This window comes from Polaromonas sp. P4_F9, assembly GCF_056401235.1.
In genome coordinates this window covers 170,685-178,001 of record NZ_JBFUJT010000010.1, presented here as the reverse complement: position 1 = coordinate 178,001, position 7,317 = coordinate 170,685, and the positions used below count along the sequence as shown (strand labels likewise).

The window sequence follows — 7,317 nt, the reverse complement described above, 5'->3', positions numbered from 1 at the left end:
ATTTTGTCCAACACCACCCTGGACTGGTTTCGTCGTCGCAAGACCCGAAACGCCCTGTTTTCAAACATGAGCGACTTCGAATCACCGGGTGAAGACGGAGATTTTGATCTTCTGGAAACTTTAGAGGCCCTGACAAGCTCTGAAGGTACAGAGAGCGCCCAGGACGCCACAGAACGGGCTCAGATATTGCGGGAAATCGAACTGGCGGTCAAGGAGCTGCCCGGCCGTCAACGGGAAGCGTTTCTGATGCGTTACTGGGAGGAGATGGATGTGGCTGAAACGGCTGCTGCCATGGGTTGCTCGGAAGGAAGCGTGAAAACGCACTGTTCCCGTGCAGTTCAGGCCCTCAGCAAAGCATTGAGCGCCAAAGGTTTAAAACTATGACTAATTCATTACATAAAAGAAGAGCCGATATCCTGCAGGATCGTTTTGGCCTGAAAACCGTCTCGTACCTGTCCTCTGGAGCAGCGGACCTGCCTTACGACGTCTCCGAACGCCTGCGTGCTGCCCGCGCCCAAGCGATTTCCCAGCGAAAAATCGCAAAAACCGAAACCGCCGGCAGCGTTGTCAATGCCGGCGGCGGCGCCGCGCTCACTTGGGGTTCCGATGACGGCCTGAACTGGTGGTCCCGTATTGCCTCGGTGCTACCGCTCATCGCGCTGGTGGTCGGCTTGCTGGTCATCAATTCGATTCAAAACGACAACCAGGCCCGGGAACTGGCCGAAGTGGACGTGGCCCTGCTGACCGATGAACTACCGCCCGACGCATTCGCAGATCCCGGCTTCGTCCAGTTTCTCAAGGCTACGCGCTAAGCCCCGACGTTCCTCATTGCTCAAATGATCGCGCAAGCAGCCTTACACGTCCTACCGCTAGCGAACCGTCCACCTTGTTTGATGTGCCAAGCGCCGGGTGGCCGGGTTTTGAGGCTGCGGTTGCTGTCGCTTGGGCTGCTGGTGAGCAGCCTGCTGGCCTTGCCCACCTTCTGTCTCGCCCAGGCAGCCCAGCCTGCAGCCCCCGCCAGCGCACCGGTAACCGGCAAGCCATCCCTGGCGCCGCCGCAGGTCAAGCCCGCCATATCTCGCCCTACCTGGGCAGAACTCACGCCCATGCAGCAGCAGGCGCTCAAGCCGCTGGCTTCAAGCTGGAACGCCATCAATGAGGGGCAAAAGCGCAAATGGCTGGAAATCTCCAAAAATTACCCCTCGCTGCCTCCCGAAGGCCAGGCCACCATGCACAGCCGCATGAACGATTGGGTCATGTTGAGCCCCCAGCAACGCGCGCAGGCACGGCTCAACTTTGGCAAAACAAAGGAACTGTCCGGGCAATTGACGCCGGAAGAGAAAAAAGCCAAGTGGGAAACTTACCAGGCCCTGAGCGCCGAAGAAAAACAGAAGCTGGCTGCCAAGGCCAGCCCCAAGCCGACTGGCGCCGCCACGGCTGTCAAGCCGGTGGCTCCGCAGAAACTCGCCGCCGTTCCGCCCCATACCAACAAGCCGGCCCCCAAGCCTGCGCCTAAAATCATGCCTTCACAACCGGCGGAGGCCGGCAACCCATCGGCACCGCGCCCGGGTGAAGCCGCCAACAGCCGACCCGGTACCGCACCCCAGCGCTGAACCCGCCAGTGTGCATACTGGCCGAGGTTATTTAATAAGCAGTGCCGCAGCCATTTGGGGCGCCTACTTGGCGCTATAAAATTGATAGTATCCAACACTCCGGTTAACACACCTACCCCTCTTCCGCCTACACCATCACTTCCCAGGCGCATGGCCTGCTGGGTCTATGAAGGCCTGCTCATGTTCGGGGTGGTCTTCATCGCCGGCTATCTGTTCGGCACCCTTAGCCAGACGCGCAATGCGCTGGACAATCGCCATGCCTTGCAGGCCTTTGTTTTTGTCATTTTCGGCATTTACTTTGTCTGGTTCTGGGCGAAAGGCCAGACACTTGCCATGAAGACCTGGAACATCCGCGTGGTCGATGTAAACGGCGCTCCCATTACCCAGCAACGCGCCCTGCTGCGCTACCTGCTGAGCTGGCTGTGGTTTCTGCCGCCGCTCGGTGCGAGCTGGCTGCTCGGCCTTTCAGGTGCGGAAGGGGGCGTATTGACGCTGGGCTGGGTCGCCATTTGGGCGATTTTGGCGCGCTTTCATCCCGAACGGCAATTCTGGCACGACGCCTGGGCTGGCACGAGGCTGGTGACCTGGGTGGCGCCCGAAAAACAAAAGCGCGAAGGCAAGCGCAAGCCGAAGAACAACCCAGTAGCCCCCGATCCGTCCTAACATCAACATGCCACAAAGCTGCGAGACAATGCCCCCATGTCCGAACAAGCCCCGTTTTCAGCTACCGCAGCAGCCAGCACCATCCCTCGAGTGACCACCAACGACCCCGTCAACCCTCAAAAACACCGCAAGGGCCTCTCCCGCGTCTGGCACGCCTTGGGCTACTCTGTCGCCGGTTTGCGCGCCGGCTGGCACGAAGTGGCTTTTCGCCAGGAAGCCATTGCCTCCATCGTGCTGGTTCCGACCGCCTTCTGGTTGGGTCGAACCTGGGTCGAAACCGTTTTACTGGCCGGCACGGTCATTCTCATCATGATTGTCGAGTTGCTCAATACCGGGATTGAAACCGCGATTGACCGCATTGGTCCCGAGTGGCATGACCTTTCCAAGCGCGCCAAGGACATGGGCAGCGCCGCCGTGCTGCTCAGCCTGCTGCTTTGCGCAGGCACGTGGGCTCTGGCCCTGTTTCAGCGGTTTGCAGCATGAATTCCAGCACCCTGAAACCCGCTTTTTCCGTCTGTGTCTACTGCGGCTCCCGGCCCGGAAATACCCCTGAATTTGCCGCGGTGGCGCGTGAAGTCGGCAGCTGGATAGGCAGACACGGCGGCCAGCTGGTCTACGGCGGTGGCCGCAATGGGCTGATGGGCATCATGGCAGACGCTGCACTGGCAGCAGGTGGGCGCGTGCTGGGCGTGATTCCCAAGGCACTGGTGGAAAAGGAATGGGCCCATACCGGTTGCACAGAGCTGCACATAGTGGACACCATGCACGAGCGCAAGCGCATCATGGCTGAGCATGCCGATGCGTTTTTGGCGCTGCCGGGCGGCATCGGCACACTGGAGGAGTTTTTTGAAGTCTGGACCTGGCGCCAGCTCGGCTACCACGACAAACCCGTGGGCCTGCTCAACATGGCCGGCCATTACGACAGCCTGCTGGCGTTTCTGGGCTCTGCCGTCAAAAGCGGCTTCATGAGCGACTGGCAGATGGAACTGATTTGCACCGGCCAGGACGCGCAGGCGCTGCTGGAGCAACTGGTGCAGGCGGCGGGCATGACGGCGTCCACCGCACGGCTGGACCAGATTTAACGCTGCCCGGCAGAACGCCGTAGCCACCGAACGCAGCGAAGGGCCGCCCCGTACACGAAGTGACGGGCGTGGGGGCCGGTTAAACGGCCGCTTCGTCCTCTTCGCCGGTACGGATACGCACCGTGCGCTCGACGGCGGTGATGAAAATCTTGCCGTCGCCGATCTTGCCGGTACGTGCCGCGCGCACGATGGCGTCCACGCAGCGTTCCACGTCGTCGGTTTTCACGACCACTTCCACCTTGACCTTGGGCAGGAAGTCGACCACGTATTCGGCGCCACGGTAGAGTTCGGTATGGCCTTTCTGGCGACCGAAACCCTTGACTTCGGTCACGGTGAGGCCAGTGACCCCACATTCAGCGAGGGCCTCCCGGACTTCTTCCAGCTTGAAGGGTTTAAGGATCGCGGTAATTTGTTTCACTGAAAGATCTCCGTTGGTTCTGAATTCTGAATATTGGCTACTGCCTTGAATGTAGCGCCAATGCGGCTCCCAAGCCCGGCTCTAGGCGCGAAATTTGCTGGTAATAGGATAGCGCCAATCCTTGCCAAAACTGCGGTGTGTGACCCGGATGCCCACCGGGGCCTGGCGGCGTTTGTACTCGTTGATCTTGATGAGCCTGGCCACGCGCTCAACTACCGCGCGCTCATAGCCGGCGGCAATGATGGCTTCCACGCTCTGGTCGTTTTCCATGTAGCGCTCCAGGATCGCGTCCAGCACCTCGTAGGGCGGCAGGCTGTCCTGGTCGGTCTGGTCGGGGCGCAGCTCGGCACTCGGCGGCCGCGTGATGACACGCTCGGGAATCGGATTGGCACCCGTCCCATACGGATCATTTTCGTTGCGCCAGCGCGCCAGCTTGAACACCGTCGTCTTGGCAAGATCCTTGATGACCGCAAAGCCGCCAGCCATGTCGCCATACAGCGTGCAATACCCGGTGGCCATCTCGCTCTTGTTGCCGGTGGTGAGCACGATGGAGCCAAACTTGTTGCTCAGCGCCATCAGAAACACCCCGCGAATGCGCGCCTGGATGTTTTCTTCGGTTGTGTCTTCCTTCAGGCCCTTGAACTCATGGGCCAGCGAGCCCTTGAAAGCTTCAAACTCGGGAACAATGGAAATCTCGTCATAGCGCACCTTCAGGCGCTGCGCCATCTCACGCGCATCCACCCATGAAATGTCAGCCGTATAAGGGGACGGCATCATGACCGTACGCACCTTGTCGGCGCCCAGCGCGTCCACCGCGATGGCCAGCACCAGAGCTGAGTCGATGCCACCTGACAGGCCCAGAATCGCGCCTGGAAAGCCATTTTTGCCCAGGTAATCGCGCACGCCGAGCACGAGCGCGTCCCACAAGTCGGCTTCGTTGCTGCGATCTGGTTCAATATCAGCTACTAATTTGATAGCATCCGGCGTACGTTCCGCCTGAACTACAAAAAAATTCTCCTTGAAACTTTCAGCCCGTCCGGCCAATGCGCCGTCGGCTTGCAGTGCAAACGAATGGCCTTCGAACACGATCTCGTCCTGACCACCCACCAGATGCGCATAGACCAGCGGCAGGCCGGTGGCCTGCACCCGGCTGCGCATCATCAGCTCGCGCTCGCCTCCCTTGCCCACGTGGAACGGCGAGGCGTTAATGACGGCCAGCAGTTCGGCGCCGGCCGCTTTGGCCAGCCGCGCCGGTTCTTCAAACCAGGCGTCTTCGCAGATCAGCAGGCCGATGCTGATAGCGTCTTCGCCCTCCCCGGCCTGAAACACGCACACGCCTTGCCCGGGTGTGAAGTAGCGGCGCTCGTCAAACACCTGGTAATTGGGCAGCTCACGCTTGGCATAGGTTTCAAGGGTGCGCCCTTCATGCAACACCTTGGCGGCGTTGTAGCGCTGCTGTACTTCCACGCTCTTGGTGCGCAGGCCCTTGCCGTTGTCGCCGCGCGTAGGTGTGCCCACCACCACCGTCAGGCCTTTTAACCCGGCCAGCTCACGGGCCACCAGATTCACGGCATCATCACAGGCTTGGATGAAAGATGGGCGCAAAAACAGGTCTTCGGCCGCGTAGCCGCAAATCGCCATCTCGGGCGTGAGCAGCAAGCGCACACCATCCGCATAGGCAGTGCGGGCCGCATCAATGATTTTTTGCGCGTTACCCGGCATGTCGCCCACGCAGTAGTTCAATTGGGCAACGCAGATTTTGAGGGTCATGAAAACAACAAATTCCGTTCGGGCTGAGCTTGTCGAAGCCTTGGTCAATCAATGCACACAACCCCTGGCCCCGGCGACAAGCTCAGGGCAGGCTGAACTCAGGGTGTATGGGGGATTGCGTGCCTGAAAACAATTATGTCATCCGCGTGCTGGATTCGCCGCTGGCAATCAGCAGCACTGCGTGGAATTCCCTGCTGATGGCGCAAAGTCCGGACAGCGGCATGAACCCCTTCATGCGCCATGAATACCTGGCGGCAATGCATGAGAGCGGCAGCGCCACGCCCGAGACCGGCTGGACGCCCCGCATCATCACCCTCTGGCAGGGCGATGTGCTGGCGGGCGCCTGCGCGCTTTACCTCAAGACCCACTCCTACGGCGAATACGTATTTGATTGGGCCTGGGCCAACGCCTACCAGCAGCACGGCCTGGCCTACTACCCCAAAGCCGTGGTTGCCCCGCCCTTCACCCCGGTACCCGGCGCGCGGCTGCTCGCACGCGACGCGGCGACACGCACATTGCTGATCCAGGCGCTCGTGGCCTGGTGCGAAAAAGAAAAGCTCTCGTCACTGCACCTGCTGTTTGCGGCTGACGAGGACGTAGCGGCCTGCGAAGAAGCAGGCTTGATGCTGCGCCACAACGTGCAGTTTCACTGGCAGAACAAAAGCAAAAGCAATAACCTCCCCCCGACCACTGAAACCGGTTCCGGTCGGGCTGAGCCTGCCGGTGCAACTCCCGCCTCGGTCAGCTCTTCCGCCCTTTCGGTGCTGCACAGGACAGGCAGCTCAGGGAGCACCGGAGACACTTCTTGCCAAAACGATAGCGGATGCGGCTACCGCGACTTCGACGACTTCCTGATGACCCTCAGCCAGGAAAAGCGCAAAAAAATCCGTCAGGAGCGACGCAAGGTCGCTGAAGCTGGCGTGACCTTCCGCTGGTCTCTGGGCGAGGGCATCAGCAAAGGGGACTGGGACTTCTTTTACCGGTGCTACGAACGCACCTATTACGAGCATGGCAACGCGCCATATCTCAGCCGCGACTTCTTCGCGCGCATGGCCCGCACCATGCCCGAGAACTGGCTGCTATTTGTAGCGGAACGACGGGGACGCAAAATAGCTACTAGTTTGATAGCTGTCGATCCAGGATCTACAGGGGCTGAGGCTACAGATCAGTCGAACTTAAAAAATTCACCCAAAATAGCCTATGGCCGCTACTGGGGCGCCCTGGAGCGGGTCGACTGCCTGCACTTTGAAGCCTGTTACTACCAGCCGCTGGCCTGGTGCATAGAACACGGCTACCAGCGCTTTGAAGGTGGCGCGCAGGGCGAGCACAAAATGGCCAGAGCCCTGTTGCCTGTCAAAACCACCAGCGCCCACTGGCTGGCACACCCCTCGTTTGCCGACGCCGTCGAGCGCTTCCTCGCCCGCGAAGGCGCAGGAATTGAAAACTACATGGAAGAGCTGGAGCGGCGCAGCCCCTTCAGGCAGGCCACGTAAGGCGCCATCCAGGCAGGGCACCCGTCATTCACTACGTCACTGCGCCTTCGCCTCATCTCCCGGACGCACCATGAATGGCCAGGCATGGGCGGTTTTCCCGGACGGTGCAGGCTGTTTCGCTGCTGAAGCCGAGGTTTGTAACGCTGGAGCTGCCGGGCTGGCAGGTTTGGCGTCGGGTCGGCTGAGGTCTGCATTTTGTATGGCCATGGGCAATCGGAAGTCTGAAGGAGGAGAGGAGATGAGTTAATTTAAAGACTAGCATGCACGCCTGCTGTCAG

9 protein-coding genes are annotated in these 7,317 nt (G+C 60.3%); 7 read left to right on the top strand and 2 right to left on the bottom strand.

Annotation, left to right across the window (positions count from 1 at the left end; all coding sequences use genetic code 11):
* The 6 genes from AC1DUB_RS11345 to AC1DUB_RS11320 form a co-directional block, all read left to right on the top strand.
* Window positions 1-384 (top strand): RNA polymerase sigma factor (locus AC1DUB_RS11345; RefSeq protein ID WP_477729584.1); only part of this gene is annotated, 384 nt, incomplete at its 5' end.
* Window positions 381-812, top strand: a complete 432-nt coding sequence (locus tag AC1DUB_RS11340) for a DUF3619 family protein (protein ID WP_477716839.1) — start codon at window positions 381-383, stop codon at window positions 810-812. The genes AC1DUB_RS11345 and AC1DUB_RS11340, both read left to right, overlap by 4 nt.
* A 120-nt stretch (window positions 813-932) precedes the next feature.
* On the top strand, window positions 933-1,613 hold the full coding sequence (locus AC1DUB_RS11335) for a DUF3106 domain-containing protein (RefSeq protein ID WP_477729583.1): 681 nt from the start codon (window positions 933-935) through the stop codon (window positions 1,611-1,613).
* 84 nt (window positions 1,614-1,697) lie between these two features.
* Window positions 1,698-2,276: an RDD family protein gene (locus tag AC1DUB_RS11330; RefSeq protein WP_477717219.1), complete on the top strand. Its 579-nt coding sequence runs from the start codon at window positions 1,698-1,700 to the stop codon at window positions 2,274-2,276.
* A 36-nt stretch (window positions 2,277-2,312) separates the two neighbouring features.
* Window positions 2,313-2,759: a diacylglycerol kinase gene (locus AC1DUB_RS11325; RefSeq protein ID WP_477716841.1), complete on the top strand. Its 447-nt coding sequence runs from the start codon at window positions 2,313-2,315 to the stop codon at window positions 2,757-2,759.
* Window positions 2,756-3,358, top strand: a complete 603-nt coding sequence (locus tag AC1DUB_RS11320; protein ID WP_477716842.1) for an LOG family protein — start codon at window positions 2,756-2,758, stop codon at window positions 3,356-3,358. Before AC1DUB_RS11325 ends, AC1DUB_RS11320 begins: the two co-directional genes overlap by 4 nt.
* A 79-nt stretch (window positions 3,359-3,437) precedes the next feature.
* On the opposite strand, the gene AC1DUB_RS11315 is transcribed toward AC1DUB_RS11320, so the two are convergent.
* Together AC1DUB_RS11315 and AC1DUB_RS11310 are read right to left on the bottom strand one after the other, a co-directional pair.
* On the bottom strand, window positions 3,438-3,776 hold the full coding sequence (locus AC1DUB_RS11315; protein WP_011483231.1) for a P-II family nitrogen regulator: 339 nt from the start codon (window positions 3,774-3,776) through the stop codon (window positions 3,438-3,440).
* A gap of 81 nt (window positions 3,777-3,857) precedes the next feature.
* A complete protein-coding gene (locus tag AC1DUB_RS11310; protein ID WP_477716843.1) occupies window positions 3,858-5,546 on the bottom strand; it encodes an NAD+ synthase in 1,689 nt (562 codons plus the stop codon).
* Window positions 5,547-5,665: 119 nt separating this feature from the next.
* Between AC1DUB_RS11310 and AC1DUB_RS11305 the strand changes: the two genes are divergently transcribed.
* Complete coding sequence (locus tag AC1DUB_RS11305; protein WP_477729582.1) at window positions 5,666-7,039, top strand: GNAT family N-acetyltransferase; 1,374 nt, start codon at window positions 5,666-5,668, stop codon at window positions 7,037-7,039.
* The last annotated feature ends 278 nt before the right edge of the window (window positions 7,040-7,317 follow it).